Genomic DNA, 23576 nt, shown 5'->3' on the forward strand with positions numbered 1-23576 from the left:
TGCCGATGCGTGGGATCTAGGCCCACAATTTCTAGTACTGCAACGAGTCCGGATTTGTGGATCAGTCCCATGCCTTCGTTGGGACTGGGAATTGAACTTGTTACTTGACCATGGAGATTCGATTTGTCTATAGAGCGTGATGTTGACTTTGTGTCGCTTCTTGAGTTGATCGAAGCTACGGCTAGGCCGATCGTCGTGGCTGATGAGGAGGTCGATGCGTATTTGCCCGCTCATACGTCGGACGACGAGACGATATTGCTGATGAGTAGATCCCCGCTCAGGCAGCTATTCAAAGAATCTCGCGCGGCGGTCAAGCTGTTGAAGTATTTGTCAAATTCCGATGCTTCAGATTTGCCGAAGTGGTTTGACAGATCGGCAATAAACATCCCTATTCAAGATGAAGCGGCTCGCAACAACGGGCTGTCAGAGCTCAAAGTTCGAGCGAGATGGGAGTGGGACCATAAAACGGCTGCAATCCAACCAACTTTCTCATCGCAGCGATGGGGAGGGGGGACATCCCCGACTGTCGCCGGGACGGGATTGTGCCATCCGGGCCAAGGGCTTCCTCGAGTTCGGTTGATCGGGTTTGATAGACCTGAACTCGTGCGCTTCTTGTGCAAGTTCGGCATCCCTCGCGTTTGGCGTGACGATGTATCGAATGAGAAGGACACGTCGATCTCTAGCTGTAAGGCGGCCGAGACTGAACGATTGGTCGGCGAGCAGGCCGACGAGTTTCCCGGTGGGCTGGTTGGGGAACGTGGTCCGACGCCCGTTGGCCGTCCACACCTTTGGTTCTCTGGCCATCTGGGCCCTGCGTTAAATTCCGCATACACAAAATCTGACGTCCCGCACGATGCGAATGCGATGTGGAGTGCTCTAGTCGCGTTGGCGAAAATGGAAAACCCCCCTCATCACTTGACAGGCTATGCGGAAAACGAAGTCAAGTATTGCGACATCAGCGGCGAGATCTCGTGTTTAAGTCGTGAGATGCTGGGAAAGCGCTATCGCTACGCGTTGCGGAAGCTGGAAACGACCAAAAAAGACCAAAAGTGACCAAAATTCACCAGTAATTTCTCAGTTTGGATCGACCCTAATAACCTTCGCTCCATGTCGTTGCCGTGAAATCAATTCTGATACACGGCGACGACGTCACGCAACGCGAAACCGTGCTCAGTTTCGCTGCAAAATTGGAGCAAAGTGATGTCTCTCACACCCCAATCGACCTCGGTTGGTCGTTTTCTCACAACCAACGAGCTCGCTTCGGCAATTTCGTTGCGTCCGCAGTCAATCCGCAAACGCTATTCCCAGACCGGCAGCTATCACGGTGTGGTTCCCCTAAAGCTTGAGGCTTGCCGGCGCTTGCTTTGGCCCGCTAACGCTGTAGAGCAACTGGCAAAAAGGGGGCGCGATGTCGTTTGAGCTCCGCCCGAGGGTAGGCGCGTTCGAGTTTTTCGGCTGCATGGACGATTCAAGCCAACTGCCGGGAGTCAAGCCCGCTGGAAGTGCCGAAGGTGTCTCTTCCCCCGCGGAGGTGCGGTTCGAGGAGGTCAGAACATGGATTCGGTAAGCATCCCTGTCCCCGAAACGTCCTGGTTGGCGATGCGCCGTCGCTCCAGATACTGGATGTGCATGGGGTGGGAGGTTTGGGGCGGCCTCCTTCTGGCGGGACTTGCCACTGGTACGTCGCTAGCGATTGCGATTTACGCGAATTGGTCCTCCACGGACAGGCTGCCGGAGCAACTCATGCGTGCTGCACTTGTCAGTGTTTGTGTCCTAAGTGTGCACTTGCTACCGGTCAGGTTCCACTGTCTTGCTGGTCGCCCTCGTTTTGCAGCCGTCGCCGTTTGGCTGATCGCGCTACTTCCCGTTCTTTACGGACAGATCTCATTCTTCTTGATGACGCAGAGTCACGCTGCCGACGCTCGAGCGCGACTTGTAGTCGCCGTACGTCCTCTCGTTGAGTCGCGCGACCACGGTGCTCGATCACGGGTCGACATCGCGAAGGACATCATGTCGGTAGACGTAGCGCTGCCAAAGTTTTCACAAGACCGTTGTTACATAGGGTGCGACAGCATGAAGGTGCGCCGGGAGCGTTTAATTGCCAAGAGGTCCTTTCTCCTTGTGGAGTTAGACGAGGCGAAACGTCGCGAATCGCGAGAGGATGCGCATGACGCGCAGCTGTCGCACACGGAGTCGCAGCGTGCGGCAGCACGATCTGACCCTGTCGCGAGTGTAGTCGCGTCTTGGGTCGGGACGACGGAGCGTCGCGTGGAGTTTCTTGTTGGACTCATGCTGGCCGTGGTTCTTGAGGCGACTGCCATAGTCGGTTGGACGGTCGTGGCACAGGACGTACGTGGTCGGCCGAGGCTGACATTGGTGTCACAGTCTGAGACAGTGAAGCGTGACGGGGCGACAGATGGTGATGTTGCTGGCGACAAGGGATATGAATCGCCAAGACGTGGGACCGAGTCAGAAGATGAATCGAGGCTTGGTCTCATTCACTCTGCGGTCAAGGACGGCCTGATTGAGCCCACACAAAGCAAGATTCGAGCGTACCTGGGCTGCGGTCAACGGAGGGCAGGAGAATTGAATCGGATGTATCACGAACGTTTCGGTGCTAAAAAATCTGAGAGGGAGTGATTGTGGATTTTTCCCAAAATCGACGCTGGAACCTGGGCTATGTACCTCCGGCGCCAGACATGCCGTGTCCAGTGAACGAGCTTCCGGGTATTGTTCGTGAAGCCGTCCAGGAGACGACGTCAACCATCGATATTCCGCTTGAGGTTGTCGTTCAAGCGGCAATCGGTGCCATTTCCGTAGCGGTTCACGACCGCGTAAACATCTTGGTACCTAACTTCGAACCAGCACCGGTTGGCGTTTTTCTTCTTACGATAAGCGACTCAAGTGGCGGAAAGTCTCTAGCGCAACAGCGGTATTTTAGGGCGATCGAGGCGGCACAGACGGTTCGTGAACAAACGTTCAACGAAGAGATGGTGGAGTTTGATGCGAGGTCGGCGATTTGGCGAGACGAGGGTGCTCGACTCTCCAAGCTGTCATACCGGGTTGCGCCAAGTTCGGACGCGGCAAATCGCGTCTCTGAAATGCGACTTGAGCACGCCAAGGCAATGCCAAAGAGGCCGGTTCGCTATGACTTGATGCAGTTTGACGGCAGTTCTGAGCAGTTGCGGAACGCGCTCGCCGATCAGTCGAGTGCATCCATCATTTCGGTAGAGGGAGGGCAAACTCTGAGCGGTCCAATTTATCGCGAACCCGCTGCACTGTCCGGGTACTGGAGCGGTGAGGCGAGGCGTATTGGTCTTGTCGGCGGCGATAAATCTGTAGTCGGCCCACGATTGACGACGTCGATATTAGTCCAAGGGGGGCGATTCGACGATTACATGAAGATCCGAGGTGCTGCTGCTTTTGATACTGGCTTGCTAGCGCGAACTTTACCTGCTTTCGTGGAAAGTCGTCCGGGACACATGCGTCGCACCTTGACTCACGTGGCGAACGAGCCATATCTTGCGCGTTTCAACGCACGCATTGCTGAGATCCTCGCGTCGCCGGTCCCTGCGGTGAGTGATCGCAAGACGTTAGACATAACCGATGAGGCGGCGGATATTTGGGCTCGGTACAAGGACCAAGTTAGCGACTACGTTAGCGCTTGTGGGTTCTCCGAGGAGGTCGCGTCGTTTTTCAGAAAAATCGGACAACATGCGACTCGATTGGCGGCGTTGTTCCACTATTTTTCGGGGGAGAGTGGCGCTATATCGGCGAAAACGATGCGGAGCGCCATCACATTCTGTGATTGGTACGGGCAGTCGTTTGTGCGAATTTTTGAGAAGTACGCGCCCTCCGCTGCGAAGCTCGATGAGCAGCGCGCGCACCGATTGCTGCGTTGGTTACGCGAAGCGGTCAAGAATGGCGTTGCCTACGGTCGGCTCCCCGTCGGTTCCTACTCTGAGCGAGATCTCAGAAACCATTCGAGTGTGCGGGGTGAGGACGTCATATTCGCAATTGAGAAGCTGGCTTCGCGCGGCAATATTCAGAAGACGGTCGGCCCGAGGGGAGGGCTGATTGTCCGCTGCCCAGATTCGTGGGAGCGGCCAATGTCTCCGCCCGGCCAGCGTGTCAAGTCGATATTCGACTCGGATGCGCGGCCAACAGTATTCGTTGGTGGGGGGAGGCGATCATCGCAAACGGAGGAGCGATTTAGGTCTTTCGCTCACGAGGATACGGCGCGTGGTCGGGGCTGTGCGTGATACATGGTGTAAAGCTACGCTGCTACCGTAGCATTTGTAGCAGCGTTTTTTTGGGGGAGGCGGCTTCCCTTGACAACGGCCCAAGGTGTCTCAGATTGTCCGGCACTGCGTGCAGTCCTTTGTTCGCTCAGTTGCCTCGACCATTTCCGTTCCGGCATGCGACTCAACCTTGGCGTTCCGAATGGCTGTGATGCGTGCGTAAGTTCTGCAAGCGCGCCTCCGAGGAATTGCAAGGTTTTAACGCTTAGCAAGCGCGCCATTCCCTCGGCCCATCGAAGCCTTGCGTCGGTGCGACTTTTGCTTCTTTATGGAATAGGTATAGGTAGGAGAGGTAGGCCGTAGTTGGTACTCATCAGAACGCGTTGCAGACGCGTCCCCGCATAGGACGACATACCCAATTGTCGATGCTTGGACTAGTCAGCAAATCCCGCCAAGTCTCCATCGGAAGGCGGTGTCCACGCGCACGATGGACGCACAGTGGGGCTCCGCTCGGATTTCACTGCCTTGGTAAGTTAAGTCATTCGGCCATGAAATGACGACGAATTGGACGACGAGGGGCTAAATGGACGCGCAGAATGAACTGATAGATGTGCTGGAAATATGCCAGCACATGCATCAGCGTTCTATGTATGAGGATCTTGAGATTGACGGAGAAGTTCGTGCAACTCTGCGGGATGCCAGGACCCCAAGATATCTCTTCCACATCGAGGAGTTTGTGGCAGATCTATTGAGATCCGACGAGTTGGCATTCACCGAGACCGAAGCGAACGAATTGGGTTGCGTGAGAGAAGGAAGACTTGCCAAGCGTTATTACGGAAAGGTGAGTGGTTGGATCTGTCTATATCAGGAGGGGACCCACTATGCTCCCAAAGTCAGTGCCTTTTACGAAGCCTGCCGTGACCTTGACCTGATGTCCGGCTGGGATGGCTTTCGACCTCCACGCAGTCGGCTTCGCGAGGACGGCACCAGATCTATGGATCTGTTCAACGCATTGATTGGATTGATACGCAAGCGCTGTGGTTCGCGTCGCTTCAAAGAAGCGGAGCGGTTGAGTCGGTTGAACGCGAAACGGAACGTGAAGCGCCTGATGGAGTTGGAAGCGAGAATGTTCTCAGAGGGAGGTGACCAAGGGGAAGGGCGTTCGCGCTGGTTGATCCTTTGGTTGACCTTGGGCTATGAGAGGCGTTATCGAAGTTCAGTTACGCCCGAACTTATATCCGAACACCGGAACAAGCTTCTGTCGGCTCGACGCACGACGAAACCGATGACCGGCGTCAAGAACTACGTGTGGACGATCGAAGCGGGGGCCGACGTCGGAATGCATATGCACGTTCTATTTTTTTACGCATCGGATCGAAACCACGATGAGTACTATGCGCGCCAGATCGGTGAGTATTGGGTGGAGAAGGTGACGGACGGTGTCGGCGACTATTGGAATGGCAATACGCCAGAGCGCAAGCGTCACTACCAAACGAGCGGATTTGGCATTGGAGTTGGGCAGATCAATTCGGTAGATGTCGAGAAGCGGGTGGCGCTGCGAAAGGTGCTTGAGTATATGGCGAAGGCAGATCAATATCTTCGAACGAAGGGGCTTCGGCGTATGCGAACGATCGGATGGGGTAAGGTCCCCAAGAAGATCAAAGCAGGGCGTAGGCGGGGCCGCGATAAGTGATCGGCATGGCTGGGCCGATGGATGTCCTCACTGAACCACGCGCTAGCGATTCTATATAGGCGTACTGACGGAGTAGGTGCGGGCGTGCGGAAGTCGATTCATAATCGGTTTACGCGCACCTAGCGCCAACCAAATACGCGAGAGGCCTCATTCACGTCCCTGACGCTCACTTCTTCAGAGCGAGTTGGCGTCGATACAGGCGTAACGATAGATCGGACTGGTCGCAGGCCGAGCGCACTCAGCTCTTCAATCCTCTGCAACAGTCTGGAGCTCAATGGCAACCTTGGAAAAGCCCCTCCAAACTGGTCGTCAGTCGAGCGACTCTGCGTCATTCGCCGAAATGTCCACTCCGCGAGAGTCCGAACCAGAGGATTTGGGTCTATGGCCACGTTAGGCGCAACCGGTCTGGGCAATGACTTCTTCTTGAGCGAGGGGAAATTGTTGGGGCGCTGATGGTCTGTGCGGCCGTTCGTTAGCTCACCCACTGGCGGTACAAGCGGGCAAATATCAAGAGTCAGGCTTGAACACCCTCCAGGATGTGAGTGCTTTCTGCGGAAAGTCTTGGATCTCGTCGTGGTGATGCGGCTGAGCGAACGCGCGATGATAACCTGCATGCTCCTCATGCGAAGCATTTCCTCCTCGAGTTGAGAAGAGGTGATCACGTCAGTTGAGGATATGGGTCTTCGCCGCTTCCCCAAGAAGCGGTTTTTTTTCGTCCCCAGATGAACTTCAATTGCACATTCTGCGAGACGTCAGTATGCCGAATCCAATCCGCATCGGGGATGCCCTTGAACATGGTGGTCAAGTTATCGGCTGCTCGCCAACATTCCTGTTTCTCGGCCTCGGTGTCGGTCGCCAGGGTGATCCTGCAATCTGTGAACTGCATGGAAAAACGAATATTGCCGAAGGCGCCGCGTCGTTCAGGGATCGGGGCGTTCCGATCGCATTACATATGCATCGTTGCCTCTGTGGGTGCCGGCTTGTTTCCTCGTTGGCGGCTTCGCAAGGAGTTTGATCCGAGAGATAGCTCTGGGAGCCTGATTTGTTATGTCAGGAATAGGGCTCGGCATGAAGTCTAATCCGTATGTGCGTTGGTACGCGTGAGCTATCCGACTATGCAGAACTCCCGGCACGTGTTGTGAGCCACATGAGGTCCTTGTTTTAACGGAGGGGAAGTTGAAGAAAGCACTGTTTGCGATATTGGTGTGTGTCGGTTTGACGCAGGTACCTACTGCTGAAGCTGCAAATTATGTTTTCCGGTTTGGGGATAGGTATCAGGAGCTTTCGCGGGATCCGGTCGGGGAAGGGCCTGGGTTGACCTTTGATGCGGCGCGAAGCAGTAATACGGCGCTTGCTGTCGGACCCGGTATCTCTATCGGGTTGAAGGTCGCAGGGGTATCTCTGGGGGTCGGCGCAAAAGCCTTGTATGTCAGTTCCTCAAGCGGTAACGGAGGCCTCGCAACGCCGTTCGGATTGACTGCAAGCGTGGGGCTTGCGAGTCACTTGGCCCTGTCGGGGCGCGCGTATTACACACCTGGAACCGCCTTCAATAGCCGATTGGGCGGCTATTCGCAATTCGCCGCCGGGCTTCAGTGGAGCCTTAAGCCCGTCGTGGTTGAGGCGGGGTGGCGATATGAGTCTCTCGGTGGGCGGCGCGGAGCACCGGATAGTCGACTGATCAATGGGGCTTACGCCGGGGTGGGTCTTTCGTTCTAGGGGGGGGGGAGCGGCGCGGTCGTGTACCACGCATCGACCCAAGACTCGGCACGCGCGCCATAGTAGTGTTGAAGTGTTGGGGGAGGGCAATCGCGTGACCGCAAGTTGGCGGAGCATTTTATGTCGAGACTAAGGTCCGACAAATATGCGAATAGTCCCGGGGTTTGGGCCCACCTTCCCCATTCCGGAATCGCACACGTCGTGACCACACGTGGCTCTGAATGAAACATCTCTCGCTCCGCCAGCTACCTTTGTCCACCACATCCCGCGGTCGAACGTGTACGTGAATGATGGGGTGACAAATTTATCCGGACTGTTGAAGCTACCTATCCAGTTGATGCTCTTAGTGGCTGACCGGCAATCGCCGAATGGGCTGTCGCTTGACCGGAGCTCCATTCGCTGCGACGTTGCTCCCGCACGGATTTCGATGACCGTTGGGCCGTGGTCGATCATGCACGCATCCGCGACGTAGTTTAGCGTGAGGTCTTCGCTCGAAAGATTGCTGATGATCATCGAAAACGATTGTTCCGCATGAGCGGTTCGTGCGAGACACAGGGTGATGGCGGCGACAGCTAGCACATACCGATAGGTTTGATGCAAGTATGGTCTCCTAGGCAGTGTCAGTCTGATGGGGGGGGGGCGAGCATCCCGTGAGCCGAGGTATTCGGCGCTTGAAAGCATGCGGCATTCGAGTTCGTATGCCGCTTTGATTTTTGGATGCCGGCGTTTGGATTTCGTGTTCGCCGTGATTGCAGCGCATTGTCCTGAATCTTTGTGGGCATATTGCGGCGCGCAGGGGGAGCGAAGTGCTCTTTTCAAAAATCAGTTTTTTGATTGAATGCGCGTGGTTTTCGAGGTCGCGATACGAGCACTCCAGCTTTTGAAGGCGAGTTCGCGATAGTCTGGCACTGCTATCGCTGATTGCACCCACTGAGTTCGGTCAGTGCATAGCGAGTCATATCTCCTCTTTGGTTGTGCTTTTGCCGCTTCCGTGCGAAGCGGCACTTTTTTGAGTGTCGCTCTTCCCGGCGCTAGCACCTAAAACCATTGCTTCACCGAGTGAAGAGCGAGTCGACGACGGGCGCAATAGGAGATTGTCGGCGTGGTTGACCGGTTGCCTGTCGGATGCTGATATCGGACGGAGGTGATCGATCATGTCTCGTGCAATATCTATTGTGATGTTGTTCGTATTTGCAGTTGTGACCTTGGCTTTTAATTGGGCGATCGTTCTTGATGCATATGGAGGAGGGCAGCCGCGAGAGGACTTGGTTCGAGGCTGGGATAGCCCGCTAGCCGTCGTCATAGCTGTTGATGTTCTTGTGATGTTGATTGTCCTCTCGTTCCTCTGGGTGCGTGGTCCTACGCTGCAACGGCGGACCTGAGTCGCGTGAACGTGGGGATTCCCTGTCTCCAAGGGAAGTCTGCTTTTTGGTGGGCGAAAGGATGGATGGCGGATTTGCCGATCATAATTCGCTTAGGCGCAGAACATTGTGCCGTGTTTGACCCCTTCTGCCGCCCCCCAATTGGCAGAAGGGCGGGCCGCTTCCACAAGAAGCGGCCTTTTTCTTTGTGTGGCGGCTCCGAGAATCCAGGGCGCGCCGGTTCGCTTCGTTCCGAAATGTGAATGTATATGAGGTGCCGACTTTTCGCGACTGCGTGGGTGCATGGGAGCGTGCAAAAGAATGAAATCCGGAAAACAGCGAATCTCGAGAAATCTCTTCAGGCAGAACCGCTGGTACGAAATTGGCGCATCGTGCACGCCCATCTTTCGCTGGGTGGTTGTCGCACTTGTCGTGTCGATCTTGGTGGTGGGCATATATGCGGGAGCGCGCTGGCAGGGCAGATTACCTGGTCATCGGCTGGGCGGCGGGCGTATCGCCGCACTTCAATGTGCCTCGCCGGATGTGGGCAATTCCGCGAGGCTAGGCGTATGTCGCAAGGTAGGGGCCGGCAGTGAGAAATGCGAGCGGGCCTTAGGCGGGAGCGGCTGATGAGGTGGGAGGGCTGTGAGCATCTAGATGCTGAATCGCTGTCAGCCAAACGAGGTCTGTGTAGGGGGGGACTCAGCCCCCGCTGGCGATCCATCATCAACGTGTCGATCCCAACTTGCCTTGTTCGTGATCCGGTGAAGGCAATGGAGGGAAGGGCAACCGAAGGTGACTAGGTTTACCCCAACGCCAAGATCCGTAGTCGGGCCACTATGAAATATCTACGCAATGCTAGCGTCCGTGACGAGAAATGCATCGGTAGAGCGATGTGAGTAGAGGTGCCGTCGCGAATTGACGATATTCGACCATTTACCCACCATACTTCGTCGTTTTCGGAGCAAAGGTGCGGTGGTTCAATTTTCCATCCATGGAAAACATCATTTTTCATCGGCACTCCGAAGAACGTGCTTCCTACGGGCACTTTGCATTGCTGTATAGCAGACTTGCCAGTGGCATCTATGTGGATATCCGCCGTCTTGATGTGAATTGACTTGGGGGCGTGTGTGATCACGGATTCCAACATAGTCAGATCTGCCATTTTGTGAGCCCCGAAACTGTCGCGAAAAGAATGCCTCTTCGCAGCGCTGGCGCGCATCTCTAAGTCCTCGCTTGGGAAGAGGGCAAGGATTTTGGCAATCCGTGGGGGGGGGGCGGTCTCTCTGACGTTGTTGCATCGTCAGCGAGACGCCGCAACCTGTGATGCACGCCTTTATCCGTCGGGTGGTCGCTCGGAAACCATATGTTCGCGATCCAATGACTCAATACCGACGTTGGGGGCCTGGGCCGAACCGTCCACGCCCCCGGTCGTAGCGATCATCGTGCCATCTGGGGTCGGGGCCGTGATGGCGATTCCACTCCTCTCGGTCCCAGTAGCGGCGCCCGTCCCAATATCGGTCGCCATGCCAACCGATGGAAATCGAGAGGGTCGGTGCGACGTATGGCGCTGGTACGGGTTGGTAGATCACCGGCGGGGGCGCATAACTAGGAACCGGTGCCACATAAACCGGCGGTGGCTGGTATATCACTGCAGGGGGGGCGTATGCCGGCAAGGGAACCCCGATCGCTATTCCAACGTCAGTGTGAGCCATAGCCGCGTAGCTCACGAATGACATCGCGAGGGCCCCGACAAGGTGTTTCAGTCTCGAGTTAATCATCGTTTCGCATCCAAAAGCGTTTGTACGAAGTGCCTGGGTAGAGTCTGCGGCGCCAGTGCACGGCCGCCTTGCATGCGCTGTTGCATGCCTTCACATTCTAGTAATTGGTAAGTTCAATCCATTCGTCGACTGCAAACTCATAGTCGGAGACAAGCTCGTGTAGGGCTGGCATCTCCTTTTGAATCGTCTGGTGGCTATAGACGAAAGCCGCCAGAAGAATGCCAACAATCAAAGCGATCGGTACCCTAAGTCTCGTCGTGGCAGCGAGAAAATGGCGCTTAGAAATTCTCAAGGCGAGTAGTGGTGCGCATGAAATTTTGGCCTGCACCATTTCCGTCTGGGGATGCGATGTGATCGGCGCTTGATGCGCAAAAAAAGCAAGCTATTGGCGTCCTGGCATTTCTCTGGCTGCGTATTCCACTATGTCCTGACGAATGCAGTGAGTCGAATCCCGCATGTTTGCTTCGCGTGCCGGTCCACTTGCGTAGGGTAGCCGTGGATTCGGTTTGCTGGACCACTGTTGCTTCGCTGTGTGTACGCATGAGCGCCATTTCAACCGCAGATGCGTTGATTTCAAAACTATTGAGCGGGAGAGATTCGGGCTCGCCAGTCCAAGAGGAGACCGGATAGCGTTCTTGTTGAGTCGAGGGAGGTTCAGTTTGACTCTCCTCGAAACCGAACACGACCATATTCAAGGGGGGGCGGCACTTTCGTGCGAACTGTTGAAAATCCGGAAATTGAGGCTTCCCTTATGTCTGACGGTCTGAATGATTGATATATATCCTCAGGAAGCGAATCCGTGTGATGTCAGGGGATTTGAGCGCGCTATGCGGGGAGGGCATATGTTGCAAACATTGGTCGGTGTATCAACTGCAGTCTCGCTCTGGCGGAAGATCGGCGATTGCCTGCATAGGCGAGCATCGGCGCTTGTTCTCGTTCGAATGCTGAGATCGCCGAGCAATAGCTTTCCTTTAGGGTGGCCCTACGGGAACGTTAGCGCTTGGCGAGTCGCCGAATTGTGTATTGATACGACGTGCCGATTGCGTCCCGACATACTCGCAAGTGCCAATGAGAGCCGATCTCATCCGATATTGCTTGCTGCGGCGGCGATCGCTACGGGACTCACTATGATTGCTTCGCCTTGCGAGGACGATTTGCGACGTCTCGTGGCCGTCACACTCATTCGGTTTGAGGATCCGATCGCAGTCCTGAAGGTAACCTCAAAACTGAATAATGTTGACCGCTGGCTGATGGAATATATCGAAGCTGTAATGGCTGGGGGTGTTTACGACGTAGTTTCCGTTGACGTTTGAGGAGGATCGGGCACGGGGGATTGACGGTGTGTAATTGACCAATAAATTGACGTGAGGAGACAGAATGTTCGAGAAGAGAAATGTGTTGGGATCGTCGCTGCACACGATGCGCGAAGGGCTGGCGCAATCGTCGCCTTGTGCGCGAAATGTGATTACGGGAGCGCTTGCCGCAGTGGCCATGGGAATTTCAATTTCCGCAATGGCGAGTGCTCCGGTGGACAATGCAGAGCTAAATCCGACCAGTTGGATGCAGGGCTCGCCGCCTAGCCCGGATGCATCGATTACGCTCGATAACGGTGGGTTCGTCTACCCCAAGAATCGTTGGAGTTTCTCAAACATGCGCCGGCTGATGCCGTCTGCCAACGTGTGGCGAGGAGACGGCCAACCGTCCCCCCTCGTTCGCTCGCAACACATCAGCTCACCCATTGGAGATGTCACTTTTGCCGACTTGAATGGCGTTCGTCACAAGTTCTCTGATCTGATGCAAGTGACTGATGCCGATGGCATCATCGTGCTACACAAGGGGAAAGTTGTGTACGAGGAATATGCCGGCGTGTTGAAAAGCGAAATGCCACACGCCGTCATGTCCGTGACGAAATCCATCGTCGGCACGATAGCTGCGATGCTGGTCGAGGATGGGCGTCTCGATGCAGACGCTCAAGTCACCCAGTACGTTCCTGAGTTGGCTGGTAGTGCTTTCGATGGTGCGACGGTTCGACAGGTCATGGACATGACGATCGGCGTTCAGTATTCGGAGCAGTACAGCGATCCGTCTGCCCAAATCTGGGCCTATTTTCGAGCTGCTGGTGTTATCAAACGCCCGGACGGCTATGTTGGCCCAACGAACCTGTACGACTTCCTCAAGACCCTGAAACGCAATGGCGAGCACGGTGCGGCATTTGCGTACAAGACGCCCGACGCTGAAGTCCTGGGTTGGATAATCAAGCGCTCAACCGGCCGTCCGTTGTCGGAGTTGGTCTCAGCAATGATTTGGCAGCCAATGGGGGCGCAGGACGACGCCTACTTTGATGTCGATAGTCAAGGGACCGAATGTGCTGGGGGAGGCTTCAACGCAACGTTACGTGATCTCGCGCGGTTCGGGGAGGTGATGCGCAACGAGGGGCGCTACAACGGCCGCCAAATTGTGCCCGCACGTGTGGTCGCTGAAATCCGTGGTGGCGGGGATCGCGGGAAATTTGCGATGGCCGGCTTCAAGACACTGCCGGGGTGGAGTTATAAGGACATGTGGTGGGTTTCTGGCGATGATCATGGTGCATACGAGGCTCGAGGGATATTTGGGCAGGCCATCTATGTGGATCCCGAGGCTGAAATGACGATAGTGCGTCTCGCATCGACCAAGTTGCCGGCGAATGGCGCCAATGACTGGATCACTTTGCCGGCTTTTCGAGCGGTAGGTGAGTTCCTAATGGCGGCAAAGTCGGAATAACTGCAGTTGTGGTCCGATGGCGGTGGCCCCCTCGCGGGCCACCGCACATTCTTTGGGAAAGGGTTTTATGCCGCTTGTCGTGTGGCGGCGAGCGTGATCTCCCGAACGCACACGTGCTGGGGTTGTGCGTATGCGTATGCAATGACATTGGCGACATCGTCCGCGCTCAGGACGATACCTCCCATCTCTCTCTTCCAATTGGCGTAGTCTGACTTGATTGCCTCATTGGTTGTGTGGCTAAGCAACTCGGTTTCGACTGCGCCGGGTTCGACTGTGACGACGCGAACGTTGTGTTGCGAGAGCTCCTCACGAAGATTCTCGGACATTCCCGTCACGGCAAATTTGGTACCTACATACACTGCGTGATTCGGGAAGCTCTTCCGACCGGCGATTGAACTGACGTTGATTATAGTGCCGCGCTGACGGGTGATCATTCCCTGCGTTACGGCGTGAACGCCATTCAGTACGCCGCGAACATTAACGTCAATCATGCGATCCCATTCTTCGGGCGCCTGGTTCGCGACGTCGCCAAGTAACATAACTCCAGCGTTGTTCACGAGGCAGTCGACAGGTCCAAAGCGCGCTTCGGCTTGTGTGACTGCATTCATGTAGGCCTGTCGATCTGTCACGTCGACGCTTACGATCATTGTTTGTGGCCCGGCTAACGTGCACATCGGTTCCGTGCGACGGGCCATGAGCAGAAGAGGGTGCCCCATGGCGGAGAACTTGGCGGCGGTGGCGAGTCCAATGCCAGAGCTCGCTCCGGTAATTGCAATAAGGGGAAGCAAGGTTGTCGTCATGCTGAGCGGTTCCTTGTTGGAGATCATTTCGGTACGAAGCGTGCCGAAGTCTATTGAATCCACCTCCCGTTGAGAAATGGAGAATTCTTGTAGTATGCATAATTCAAATTTATGGATTGTTTATGGAGTATCGGCACCTCCGTGCATTTATCGCAGTTTTTGAGGAGCGCAATATCACGGCTGCAGCGCATCGCATGCATCTGACGCAGCCGGCGATATCCAACTGCATCAAGCAGTTGGAGCAAACGCTCGGCGTGTCGCTGTTTTCGCGAGAGGCGCGTGGCGTAGGCGTGACAACTGACGGGCGTAGCCTGTATCCGCAAGCGAAGAGGATGGTTGCCGACATCGAGCGCCTGCGCATACGCTTTCATTCCGGCCGTGCAGCGACGGTGCTTGAGATGGGGGTTGGGAGCGACGTCTCGGGCGGCATGTTGAGTTCATTTGTCCAGCGCGTTGAGCGGCATCTCCTGTCCGTATCGCTTCACGTGCGCGAAGGATGCGAAGGGGAAATCCGACTCGAAAGTGAGGAGCGGCGCTGTGAAGGAGAGTTGTTCACTTCCTTGTGGGTCGAGCCTTATGTTCTCGCCTACGCGCTTGGCTTGGACTTTGGGGGCTCGGGCGAGAGCTTCATCCGTTCTCGCTGGGTGACTTGCCCATCACACCCGACGCATCAGCAGTTGCTCCCCTTTTACGGCGAGGCTGGTGAAAATGCTGTCGCGCAGGCAACATCGTTGCGGCGCACCCTGGACTTGGTCGCGGCCGGGGCGGGAGTCGCAATTGTTCCTCGTTCGCTGGTGATGGAGAGGCGGGGCGTCGGCGCAAAATTAATACCTAGCATGGCAATTTCTCGGCGTGTAGGACTCTGCATTGGGGCCCAAGCGCTTCGTAATCCACATATCTCGAGACTTTATGAGACTGTCGTCGAGTGAGCCCCAGTGGGTGGGCTCTATGTGAGATTTCCCGCAATCTAGGTCGAGGCGCCAAATGGCGGGCTTATGTTGCAGATACTATCCGTCGTTGTTGTTGGTGTGTCCGCATGTTCCTCTGGAACCTTAATAGAAGTCGCCAAATTTTGGTGACTTCTTTTTTTTGAGGCGTGCTGCTACGGATCAAACATCTTTGCTTGTTTGTGAAATATGGCAGTTGGGAAATGAGCGTCAAATCAGGGCGAACGAGCAGTGCGGAATAGCTCAGTGCCGGCTGACGAACTGGTTGGGCGCTGAGGTAGGCGAATCCTATATCTACGGAGGAATCATGCTTCGACGTATGCTGGCAGAGAGCTTTGGGACGTTTTGGCTGGTCTTTGGTGGTTGCGGAAGTGCCGTATTGGCGGCGGCATTTCCTTCGCTTGGAATTGGATTTTCTGGAGTGGCGCTTGCGTTTGGCTTGACCGTACTGACGATGGCGTATGCCGTTGGGCATCTCTCCGGAGGGCATTTCAATCCCGCGGTTACGGTCGGTCAATGGGCGGGAGGGCTGTTTCCGGTGAAGGATATTCTTCCCTATGTGATCGCGCAGGTGGCAGGTGGGGCTGTTGCCGGCGGTGTGTTGTACCTGATCGCCAGCGGTGTGCCCGGGTTTGACGCATCGGCATCGGGGTTCGCCTCCAACGGGTATGGTGATCACTCCCCAGGCGGTTACGCTCTGAGTGCCTGTGTTGCCATTGAGTTTGTACTGACAGCATTTTTCGTAGTCATCATCAATGGGGTCGTTTCCCGTAAGTCACTCGCGTCCTTCGCTCCTATTCCGATTGGGTTGGCGCTAACGTTGATTCACTTGGTATCGATTCCTGTGACAAATACGTCAGTGAATCCCGCTCGCAGTACTGGGGTGGCCATATTCCAAGGTGGGTGGGCCGTCGATCAGCTTTGGATGTTCTGGTTGGTCCCCATTGTGGGGGGGGGAATTGGTGGCCTCATGTCGCGCGTGTTGCGCGCTACTGAGTAGCGCCCGGATTAGAGAGCGGACCTCGCGAATTGCGTGGTCCGCGTAGGGGAAGGTGCGGTGGTTTGGCGAAGTCTGTTTTTGTGTTTCCTACTGTATTGCTCGGGCGCCGGTGCTCAGGAGGTTAACCTGCAAGGTGGCCTCATGCACCTTGAGCGCGATGATCTCGAGCATAGCTACGCGTGGAGCTTCGGCTATAGGCAGCCAATTTCGCCACTCATTTCTACGTCGTTTTCCTGGCATAACGAAGGGCACATTACGGACCACCATCGGGATGGATTCGGTGTGCAGCTTTGGGCCGGCAAGACAGGCATCTTTGGTGGGCTCGATGCGGGTGTCGGGTTTGGTCCGTACCGCTACTTTGATACCGTCGCAGTTGGTTCAAATCGTGCCTATCGCAACCGCCATGGTGTCGGATTGATCTACAGCGCATACGTCGGATGGCCGTTCGCGAGGCGTTGGTCGGCAACCTTCCAGGGGGATTGGGTTCGTGCCAGTGAGGGTGTGAGAACGAACGCTTACACAATCGGACTTACGTATCGTTTTGCTGCGCTTCATCGAGACATGCGAGAACCTTCTCAGCGGCCGTCGATAGGTAGCAACACGCTATCGCTGCTCGGTGGCTTGTCGGTTGTAAATAGCCTTACGTCACAAAATGCAGGTGCTTATGCGATCGAGTTTCGCAGGAGCATGACTAGTTCTATGGACGGGACGTTGTCCCTACTACGTGAGGGGCGCAGTGACATCGGAGAGCGTCGCGGGGTAGCCGCACAGGTCTGGCTCCGAAAGGGGCTTGCGAATGATCGGTTGGCGTTGGGCCTAGGAATAGGGCCGTACGTGGCGTGGAAAAGATATCAGCCGAATCCAGAGGCATCCGGTCGGCAAAGTACAATCGCTGGCCTCTTGACGATGGCGGCTGATCTAAAGCCGTCTGAGCGTGTGTCCTTGAGTGCGTCATGGTCTAGAGTTGTGTCTCGAGCCGGGCGTGATAGTGACATCTTTCTGGCGGGTGTCGGGTTTCAGTTTTGACCTCGGGCATGAGTGAATTTATTCCCGGTGCGCATGCCGAAGGAGGCGTTGCGCCCTATGTTTCTGCGCTGAGTATCTGGTGCAAATGTGCACTTAACGATGCGCGCCAAGCGCAACAAGCGCGGACGGCGCCAGTCGTTGACGTAGAAGACTGGCTGATCGCGATGCTTAGGAAGCCCGGTGGGGCGGTGGGGGCCATTCTGAGGCAACTCGATGTTGACGCAAGTAAGCTGGAGCGGCATCTATGTGAGGCTGCTGCGCTCAACGTGAGAGAGTTACCAGAAGACGGTTCGGGCTTTTCCCGGCGGATTCGATTGCTACTGGAGTTGGCTTGGTTGAAAACTCAGATGGCCGATAGACCATCGCAATCGATGTCGTCAGCGCATATATGGATGGCACTAGCGGATGCCCCACAGTTTCATGCGATCCCTTGGCAGGACGACGTGCAGACGTTGTCATCCATTGCGATTGCTAGAGCGTTGCCCTTCGTCTATGTGTGGCCTTGTGACTCCCTGCGCCGGCATGCTAAGGGCGTCAGAGATTGCTGCGTCAATTTACCTCCTTGCGGAAGATTTATCAGCCATGAAAATGAAGTCGTTCACACTTGTTTGTGCCATCCTCATCGGCACATGGGGCCATTCCGGCGTGTCGGTCGGACAAACGGTGCGACAGGCAAAAGGAAATCTCGTTTCGTCAGCCCAGCAACGTGCCATCAATGCGGGAATCGCCAAACTCAAGTTAAGTGGTGAGCGTTCCGTGGCCCGAGAGTGGACCGAAGAAAAGCAGGTGGCCGAGTTCATTTGCCGCCCCGCGGCACTGCCGGCGTTAGCAAAGAAATTGAAAGGGGCGGACCGTGTCTTTCTTGGAAACAACGATCCTGAAAGTCTGTCGCTCGAAAGTACGACCAAGCTGGTTGGTGTTGGCCAAGCTCGCTTTGAGGGCGGATGGCGCGACTTTTCGTTCGAGTGTTTGATGGATGCGAAAACCGCCAAAGTGAAGAACTTCCAGATTACGCTCGTCCCGCTCGCCACAATCTAGTCCGAAGCTTTGAAAGCTCAAGCAGCGTAGCTGCCCTCTGCTTCTCGCAGAGAGGTGTCCGAATTTATCCCCTTCCCGCAGTCAAAATAGAACGCCGCACTTCCATCGGTTCATCCAAATAAGTTCCAAGAGGATACCGCCGAGTGACTTGATGCAGCTGATTTGACGCGAATTCAAACGCGAGCTTCGAAAATAAAAAGAATGAGTTTTGGGCTCAGCGGTACCTTGGTGCATACGATTGGAGTGCACTGCTGGGCGCGTTATCAGGAGAAAACTTGCGAGATCGTCTCTTCGACTTCCCGGTTCCCCAGGCTTGGCGCCACTGGATCGCACTTACTGCGACTGTGGCACCATTGGTTTGCGGTGCCTGGTTGTCCTGCGTAGAAGCCAGGAGAGCGATGGTCGCGGACGCGAACATGCAAGCGAGCCGCGCGCTGGAGGAAGTTGATCGAATGCTCTCGAACGCATCGATGACCGCGAAGCGTGTCGGGCTTGAGGCTGGTGCTCGATGCGCCGATGTGGTCCTTGAGCTGCGTGAGCAGGTGGATTCCGTTCTTTTTGTACGCTCGGTAGAGTTACTAACGAATGATCAGGAAATTTACTGCAGCTCGCTCCAGGGCGAGTATCGCAGGAGCATTGACGTCGAGGCCTATGTCGATGGCCGAGTTCGACTACTTCGCCATAGCGGTACGCAGCCTGATTCGAGCCTACTGATCTATCGATGGGTAAGTGGGGGGCGGGGGGCGATCGTGACGATAGACGGGCGCCACGTTCGCGATGCCTTGTCAATGGTCAGGCGAAATGGCACAGATTTGATGCTTGATGTTGGCGGTGAGGTGCTTGGGCGGGACGGCATCATGCCCAGCGGAATTGTGGCACCAAGCGACGCAATCGTTCTGCAATCTAAGTTGTTTCCGATCAGCGTATGGGCTGAAATCCCCAAAGGGGAGCTTCGCCGGCGCGTGCTTGCTGACTACTCCGTACTCTTGCTTGCGTTCGCCGTCTTCGGTGCGATTCTTGGGCTTTGCGCCAGGAAGGCCCTTAGTCTCGTTGGGTCGCGTCGACACGAATTGGAGCGTGCGCTGCGCACGGGAGAGTTTGTTCCATATTTCCAACCGTTGGTGAGTGCCTCCGGTGGGGGGTGGCTTGGTGCAGAGGTGCTGATCCGGTGGGAACACCCTAAAGAAGGCATTGTTGCTCCCAATGACTTTATCCCACTGGCCGAATCGACCGGCTTGATTGTCCCGATGACCCGCGGGCTATTTGATTCAGTGGCCACTGTTCTGAGTGAAGCTGAGGTCCCCGACGGATTTAGGCTTAGCTTCAACGTAAGTGCTCAGCATTTGCGCTGCTCGACGATCATTCGCGATTGCGAAGCGTTTCTTGCGAGACCTGGGATGCAAAGCGTTCAGTTGGTGCTCGAGTTGACAGAGCGCGAACTGCTGGAACCCAACAGTCACATTCGCGGAATCTTTGGTGCCTTGCACGAGATGGGCGTCAAAGTTGCTGTAGACGATTTTGGTACCGGGCACTCCAGCCTTTCGTATTTGCGAGACTTTGACATGGATGCTATCAAGATTGATCGATCATTTGTGGCGAAGATTGGGGAGAATCCTGCATCTGAGAAGGTGTTGGAGAGCATTCTCGAAATGTCCAGGAAGCTTAATCTCACGGTCATCGCAGAGGGGGTCGAGCGCCAATCGCAAGCTCAGTTTTTGCGTGAATTGGGTGTGCCGGTCTTCCAGGGGTTCCTTTTCGGGAGACCGATGGCAGGTGAAGTCTTCGTGCGGCACCTGCAAGGTCAGCAGGAAACGGACGGAGTGCCGGTTGGATGCAGCTCTCCTAGCCTGATGATCTGAGGCAAATCTCATTTTCCAGGTGGTTTCCCAAACGTAATATTTGTTGTTTTCGAACTTCTGGGTAGTCGACTCAACGCTGCTATCGATCGCGTCGCTGGAAGTTTGCCGTGCCTTTCGGGCTGGTGAGAGTAGGGGGGAAGATGCGAATCATTTTGGCGGACGACCATTCGATTGTGCGCTACGGAATTCGAATGGCGATTGAGGCGAGCGGTGTCGGAAGAATCGTCGGGGAGGTTGCGACAGCAGAGGAACTGGTCTCGACCGTGAAGCAGATTCAGTGCGACGTAATTGTGACAGATCTGTCCATGCCTGCATCCCAGGAGCGGGATGGCGTGCTCCTGGTCGAGCGGCTGCGCCGTCTCACACCGCACACTCCGATTGTCGTAATTACCGCAATGCGAAATCTTGCGATCGTGAAGATGCTTGTTTCGCGTGGGGCGTTGGCCGTTGTGGACAAGGGCAGTGGCATTGACGACTTGATAATGGCGCTGCGTTATGCGCTGCGAAGGGAGGTCTACCTGAGCGGCAGTATCCGGAAGTTGCTTCGCGAGGCCCAGTTATCCGAGCGCAGCCTGTTTCGCGAGTCAGTGCTGACTCGCTCCGAAATCGAAGTTCTTCGTATGTTTGCGTACGACGGGCTCTCGATCTTAGATATCGCCAAACGCCTTCACCGAAGCCCAAAAACCATCAGCAAACACAAGCGAAACGCGCAAGAAAAGCTAGGATTGGCGACAAACCAAGAACTACTCGATTTTTGCCGAAACAATGAAAAGCTCTCGCAGTAGCGCAGTGAGTGCGGCGGGATGTTCGGCCGGGTGTCGAGCCTGGCTGGGTGGTGCCCTTTTAAGCATGTTTCCCTATGCAGCCTCATGGGGACAGCAGCGACAGTCCAATATCGCCGGTACCGAGGTTGCCAACACGCATATCGGTTTGATGGTCGTAGCGTTCGTCCTTGCGTTAAGCGTTCTGGTTATCGCATTGCTGTTGATTCGCCTGGGACAAGAGATTCGCTGGCGCATGCGCACCGAGCAATCACTGCGATTTCAGATTGGCCTGCAAGCGGCTGTCATGGAGGCGGTCCCTACACCACTCTTCTTGCAGGATGAGAATGGGCGATATTTGGCGGTAAATCCCGCGCTGGAAGAGGCCACAGGCTTACTCGCGGAGCAACTTATCGGCAAACCAACGGATGGCGCGGGGCTGTTCGATGTTGATGAGTGGAGCAAGATCGAATCGAGTTTGACTCAAGTGCGCGCTACGTCCGCCCGAGTCAAGGGTTCAACGTTTTACACGACCCTGGATGGTGAGCGCCGGGAGGCGCTCTACTGGGTAAGAGCCTGCACAGGGGGGGCAGATCATCCCGATACGGTTCTTGCCGCGTTCCTTGACGTTGCGGATCTCAGAAAAATGCAGCGGCGAGAGGTCGAACTCAAACAGCAATTGGTTGAGTTGACACAGTCGGTCCCGATCGGGATTTTCCAGCTTCGGTATCTGCCCAAAGTTGGCTTTTCATTGTCGTTCGTCAACGCTCCCGCATTTCGGATGCTGGGGGTTTCGTCGGACGTTGCTGAGCACCTGCTCCTGGCGTTCGGCCAAGCATTATCCGAACCGGCGCGATATCGCCTGATTCGTAGTCTGCTGCGTGGCTCGTGTCATGACCAAGCGACAGACATGGAGATAGAGCTATCGAGGCTGTCAAACGAAGAGGAAGTCGTTCGAATCGTTGCTGTCCCATCAGACGGTAAGGCTGAAGGGATGCTCTGGAATGGCTATGTGCAAGACATCACTCAAGCGCGTCGGCAAAGCTTGGCGCTTTCTGATGCTAAGTGCAACGCGGAGGCCGCGTCCGCGGCGAAGGACGCGCTACTTGCAACCGTGAGTCATGAACTCCGGACGCCGTTAAGTGGTGTGAAGGGCATATTGGAGCTCCTTGAGCACGCGGAGTTGGGCGAAGAAGAACAGCGCTTAGTTGGGATCGGCCGGTCGGCAGCGTCGATTCTTTCTGCGATTCTAGAAGACATTTTGGCCTTTTCCGCGGCGACGCAAGGCGAGTTGAAGGTTGTCCCGAGAAACGTGTCGATAGTTGCGGTTGCCCGTGAGGCGGCTGCACTCATCGAACCTTCTGCCGAAAAAAAAGGTCTTTCGCTAGAGGTCGATGTTGCTCCAGGTTTGGCGTGTTCCTACGTCGCCGATGATAGACGGCTTGCCCAAGTGCTTCTGAATCTGCTCGGAAACTCGGTGAAGTTTACGGAGTCGGGACGCGTTGTGCTGAGGGTCTCCTCTCGATCTGTGGATCTGTCGCGCGACCTCGTTACGCTGGAAGTCAGTGACACCGGCATGGGGATTGCCCCCGATGAAGTTGCAATGATTTTTGAGCCGTTCGTCCGAGGGCATGGCGCCAATCGCGACAAGCCGGGCGTGGGGTTGGGGCTCTCAATTTCCCGAGCAATCGTTGAGTCCATGGGAGGGCGGATTTCGGTATCTCGCTTCGAGGAGCACGGCACGACGATGTCCGTTGAGCTCACGCTTCCGATCGCGAGGAGTGTGGTCGTCGACTCGCTGGCTTCTGAGCCTCCCGAACTGGCTAAGCCACCGCCTGATGGGAATTGGCTCCGAGGTAAGCAGCGGATGCACGTCCTAGTGGTAGATGATGCGCAGTTGAATAGAGATCTTCTGCAGTTGCAACTCGCGCGGCTTGCAATGACCTGTGATGTTGCCAGCGATGGCGCTCAGGCGTTGCGGTTGCTAAGGTCCAAGCGCTACGACCTGATCATTACAGACTACGCGATGCCTGGCATGGACGGCCCAGAGTTGATCGCGCGCATTAGGGGCGAGCTTGGACATGCCGCGGTACCAATCTACGTTCTTACCGCCCATCTGTCGACGACATTGCGGGCAGCCTGTCTAGAGGCCGGTGCCAACGAGGTGCTCCTCAAGCCTCTGGACTTAGTCACGTTGCAATCAAAACTCGGCACTGAGCAAGTGGCCGACGACGCTGTTCTCAATGCGCGAAGCGCGCTCTCCCTTGAAGAAAACCCTGCTCTTCGGACTCGACTAATCGCTGCGTTGGACGAACTCCTGGCCGAACTTCGCTTGCCTGGCACGCTGAAGGCGCGCGACGCGGCGAAATTGCGGGAGATCGCGCACCGGACGGCAGGTACCGCTGCTTGGTTTGGATTGAATGAGCTGGCGACGACTGCGCGAGAGACAGAGGATTGGCTCGACGGAGGCAATTTCGATGATGATTCGGCCCGCAGTCTGATACGAGCCATTGATTTGGTAGTGAAAAGGTTATCAAACCCCCTGTGAGGCGCGCAAACACTGGGTTGATGATTTTTGGGAGGTTTGGGAGGG

At 55.7% G+C, this 23576-nt stretch carries 15 protein-coding genes and 1 pseudogene; 13 read left to right on the forward strand and 3 right to left on the reverse strand.

Annotated elements, in window-relative coordinates; all coding sequences use genetic code 11:
• Positions 1 to 123: 123 nt before the first annotated feature.
• The 3 genes from PAN31117_RS23015 to PAN31117_RS23030 all read left to right on the forward strand — a co-directional run bounded on the left by PAN31117_RS23015 (position 124) and on the right by PAN31117_RS23030 (position 5934).
• On the forward strand, positions 124 to 1053 hold the full coding sequence (locus tag PAN31117_RS23015; RefSeq protein ID WP_150740255.1) for a hypothetical protein: 930 nt from the start codon (positions 124 to 126) through the stop codon (positions 1051 to 1053).
• Between the two features lie 1589 nt (positions 1054 to 2642).
• Positions 2643 to 4262: a DUF3987 domain-containing protein gene (locus PAN31117_RS23025; RefSeq protein WP_150740257.1), complete on the forward strand. Its 1620-nt coding sequence runs from the start codon at positions 2643 to 2645 to the stop codon at positions 4260 to 4262.
• Between the two features lie 562 nt (positions 4263 to 4824).
• A complete protein-coding gene (locus tag PAN31117_RS23030) occupies positions 4825 to 5934 on the forward strand; it encodes an inovirus-type Gp2 protein (RefSeq protein ID WP_150740258.1) in 1110 nt (369 codons plus the stop codon).
• A gap of 658 nt (positions 5935 to 6592) precedes the next feature.
• Here PAN31117_RS23030 and PAN31117_RS27570 read toward each other — a convergent pair.
• Positions 6593 to 6820: a hypothetical protein gene (locus PAN31117_RS27570; protein WP_246185791.1), complete on the reverse strand. Its 228-nt coding sequence runs from the start codon at positions 6818 to 6820 to the stop codon at positions 6593 to 6595.
• On the opposite strand from PAN31117_RS27570, the gene PAN31117_RS23035 reads away from it, so the two are divergent.
• Both PAN31117_RS23035 and PAN31117_RS27845 read left to right on the forward strand, forming a co-directional pair.
• A complete protein-coding gene (locus PAN31117_RS23035; RefSeq protein WP_306440203.1) occupies positions 6764 to 6949 on the forward strand; it encodes a PAAR domain-containing protein in 186 nt (61 codons plus the stop codon). The two genes, PAN31117_RS27570 and PAN31117_RS23035, sit on opposite strands and share 57 nt — an antisense overlap.
• Before the next feature lie 188 nt (positions 6950 to 7137).
• A complete protein-coding gene (locus tag PAN31117_RS27845; protein ID WP_370855784.1) occupies positions 7138 to 7650 on the forward strand; it encodes a YfaZ family outer membrane protein in 513 nt (170 codons plus the stop codon).
• A 2746-nt stretch (positions 7651 to 10396) separates the two neighbouring features.
• Here PAN31117_RS27845 and PAN31117_RS27575 read toward each other — a convergent pair.
• Positions 10397 to 10792, reverse strand: coding sequence for a hypothetical protein (locus PAN31117_RS27575; RefSeq protein ID WP_150740260.1), 396 nt, complete (start codon positions 10790 to 10792; stop codon positions 10397 to 10399).
• A gap of 1377 nt (positions 10793 to 12169) precedes the next feature.
• Between PAN31117_RS27575 and PAN31117_RS23050 the strand changes: the two genes are divergently transcribed.
• Positions 12170 to 13552, forward strand: coding sequence for a serine hydrolase domain-containing protein (locus PAN31117_RS23050; protein WP_246185784.1), 1383 nt, complete (start codon positions 12170 to 12172; stop codon positions 13550 to 13552).
• A gap of 65 nt (positions 13553 to 13617) precedes the next feature.
• Here the strand turns inward: PAN31117_RS23050 and PAN31117_RS23055 are convergent, their stop codons facing one another.
• Positions 13618 to 14352 (reverse strand): SDR family oxidoreductase, encoded by a 735-nt coding sequence (locus PAN31117_RS23055; RefSeq protein WP_150740261.1) that lies wholly within the window; start codon positions 14350 to 14352, stop codon positions 13618 to 13620.
• A 122-nt stretch (positions 14353 to 14474) separates the two neighbouring features.
• Between PAN31117_RS23055 and PAN31117_RS23060 the strand changes: the two genes are divergently transcribed.
• From PAN31117_RS23060 to PAN31117_RS23085, 7 genes and pseudogenes are all read left to right on the forward strand, one after another.
• Positions 14475 to 15281 (forward strand): LysR family transcriptional regulator, encoded by an 807-nt coding sequence (locus PAN31117_RS23060; RefSeq protein ID WP_150740262.1) that lies wholly within the window; start codon positions 14475 to 14477, stop codon positions 15279 to 15281.
• Positions 15282 to 15606: 325 nt separating this feature from the next.
• On the forward strand, positions 15607 to 16299 hold the full coding sequence (aqpZ, locus tag PAN31117_RS23065; RefSeq protein WP_150740263.1) for an aquaporin Z: 693 nt from the start codon (positions 15607 to 15609) through the stop codon (positions 16297 to 16299).
• A gap of 1034 nt (positions 16300 to 17333) precedes the next feature.
• A pseudogene (locus PAN31117_RS27940) lies at positions 17334 to 17735 on the forward strand (Clp protease N-terminal domain-containing protein); the annotation flags it as partial.
• 172 nt (positions 17736 to 17907) lie between these two features.
• Complete coding sequence (locus PAN31117_RS23070) at positions 17908 to 18363, forward strand: DsrE family protein (RefSeq protein WP_150740264.1); 456 nt, start codon at positions 17908 to 17910, stop codon at positions 18361 to 18363.
• Between the two features lie 275 nt (positions 18364 to 18638).
• On the forward strand, positions 18639 to 20222 hold the full coding sequence (locus tag PAN31117_RS23075; RefSeq protein ID WP_150740265.1) for an EAL domain-containing protein: 1584 nt from the start codon (positions 18639 to 18641) through the stop codon (positions 20220 to 20222).
• Positions 20223 to 20362: 140 nt separating this feature from the next.
• Entirely contained in the window at positions 20363 to 21007 is a 645-nt protein-coding gene (locus PAN31117_RS23080; RefSeq protein ID WP_150740266.1) for a response regulator, read from the forward strand.
• 64 nt (positions 21008 to 21071) lie between these two features.
• Positions 21072 to 23531, forward strand: a complete 2460-nt coding sequence (locus tag PAN31117_RS23085; protein WP_174991081.1) for an ATP-binding protein — start codon at positions 21072 to 21074, stop codon at positions 23529 to 23531.
• Positions 23532 to 23576: the final 45 nt, after the last annotated feature.

The sequence above is a fragment of the Pandoraea anapnoica genome, from assembly GCF_902459765.1.
Lineage (GTDB): Bacteria > Pseudomonadota > Gammaproteobacteria > Burkholderiales > Burkholderiaceae > Pandoraea > Pandoraea anapnoica.

Bases quoted from the DNA above. Each gene is read 5' to 3' on its own strand.
- PAN31117_RS23060 (WP_150740262.1), top strand. From the start codon at position 14,475: ATGGAGTATCGGCACCTCCGTGCATTTATCGCAGTTTTTGAGGAGCGC.
- PAN31117_RS27570 (WP_246185791.1), bottom strand. From the start codon at position 6,820: ATGCAGTTCACAGATTGCAGGATCACCCTGGCGACCGACACCGAGGCC.
- PAN31117_RS23030 (WP_150740258.1), top strand. From the start codon at position 4,825: ATGGACGCGCAGAATGAACTGATAGATGTGCTGGAAATATGCCAGCAC.
- PAN31117_RS27575 (WP_150740260.1), bottom strand. From the start codon at position 10,792: ATGATTAACTCGAGACTGAAACACCTTGTCGGGGCCCTCGCGATGTCA.
- aqpZ (WP_150740263.1), top strand. From the start codon at position 15,607: ATGCTTCGACGTATGCTGGCAGAGAGCTTTGGGACGTTTTGGCTGGTC.
- PAN31117_RS23070 (WP_150740264.1), top strand. From the start codon at position 17,908: ATGAAAATGAAGTCGTTCACACTTGTTTGTGCCATCCTCATCGGCACA.
- PAN31117_RS23055 (WP_150740261.1), bottom strand. From the start codon at position 14,352: ATGACGACAACCTTGCTTCCCCTTATTGCAATTACCGGAGCGAGCTCT.
- PAN31117_RS23080 (WP_150740266.1), top strand. From the start codon at position 20,363: ATGCGAATCATTTTGGCGGACGACCATTCGATTGTGCGCTACGGAATT.
- PAN31117_RS23050 (WP_246185784.1), top strand. From the start codon at position 12,170: ATGTTCGAGAAGAGAAATGTGTTGGGATCGTCGCTGCACACGATGCGC.
- PAN31117_RS23085 (WP_174991081.1), top strand. From the start codon at position 21,072: ATGTTTCCCTATGCAGCCTCATGGGGACAGCAGCGACAGTCCAATATC.